Source organism: Streptomyces boetiae, assembly GCF_031845405.1.
GTDB classification, from domain to species: Bacteria; Actinomycetota; Actinomycetes; order Streptomycetales; family Streptomycetaceae; genus Streptomyces; species Streptomyces boetiae.
In genome coordinates this window covers 1-1,414 of record NZ_JAVREN010000100.1, presented here as the reverse complement: position 1 = coordinate 1,414, position 1,414 = coordinate 1, and the positions used below count along the sequence as shown (strand labels likewise).

The window sequence follows — 1,414 nt, the reverse complement described above, 5'->3', positions numbered from 1 at the left end:
TTCACAGTGGACGCGAGCATCTGCGGACAAGCCCTCGGCCTATTAGTACCGGTCGACTCCACCCCTCACAAGGCTTCCATCTCCGGCCTATCAACCCCGTCGTCTCCAGGGAGCCTTACCCCATCAAGTGGGTGGGAGTCCTCATCTCGAAGCAGGCTTCCCGCTTAGATGCTTTCAGCGGTTATCCCTCCCGAACGTAGCCAACCAGCCATGCCCTTGGCAGGACAACTGGCACACCAGAGGTCCGTCCGTCCCGGTCCTCTCGTACTAGGGACAGCCCTTCTCAAGACTCCAACGCGCACAGCGGATAGGGACCGAACTGTCTCACGACGTTCTAAACCCAGCTCGCGTACCGCTTTAATGGGCGAACAGCCCAACCCTTGGGACCAACTCCAGCCCCAGGATGCGACGAGCCGACATCGAGGTGCCAAACCATCCCGTCGATACGGACTCTTGGGGAAGATCAGCCTGTTATCCCCGGGGTACCTTTTATCCGATGAGCGACGGCGCTCCCACAAGCCACCGCCGGATCACTAGTCCCTGCTTTCGCACCTGCTCGACCCGCCAGTCTCACAGTCAAGCTCCCTTGTGCACTTACACTCACCACCTGATAACCAACCAGGCTGAGGGAACCTTTGGGCGCCTCCGTTACCCTTTAGGAGGCAACCGCCCCAGTTAAACTACCCACCAGACACTGTCCCCGATCCGGATCACGGACCCAGGTTAGACATCCAGCACGACCAGAGTGGTATTTCAACAACGACTCCACACCGGCTGGCGCCGGCGCTTCACAGTCTCCCACCTATCCTACACAAACCGAACCGAACACCAATATCAAGCTGTAGTAAAGGTCCCGGGGTCTTTCCGTCCTGCTGCGCGAAACGAGCATCTTTACTCGTACTGCAATTTCACCGGGCCTATGGTTGAGACAGCCGAGAAGTCGTTACGCCATTCGTGCAGGTCGGAACTTACCCGACAAGGAATTTCGCTACCTTAGGATGGTTATAGTTACCACCGCCGTTTACTGGCGCTTAAGTTCCCAGCCTCGCCCCCAAAAGGGCTAACCGGTCCCCTTAACGTTCCAGCACCGGGCAGGCGTCAGTCCGTATACATCGCCTTACAGCTTCGCACGGACCTGTGTTTTTAGTAAACAGTCGCTTCTCGCTGGTCTCTGCGGCCACCCCCAGCTCCGGCAGTAAATACCTTCACCGGGAACGGCCCCCCTTCTCCCGAAGTTACGGGGGCAATTTGCCGAGTTCCTTAACCATAGTTCACCCGAACGCCTCGGTATACTCTACCTGACCACCAGAGTCGGTTTAGGGTACGGGCCACCATGAAACATCGCTAGAGGCTTTTCTCGACAGCATAGGATCATCCACTTCACCACAATCGGCTCGGCATCAGGCCTCACCCT

Annotated in this window: 1 rRNA gene; it reads right to left on the bottom strand. The window is 57.5% G+C overall.

From position 1 onward, the window contains the following. Window positions 1-22: 22 nt before the first annotated feature. Window positions 23-1,414, bottom strand: a 23S ribosomal RNA gene (locus RM780_RS27550); the annotation flags it as partial.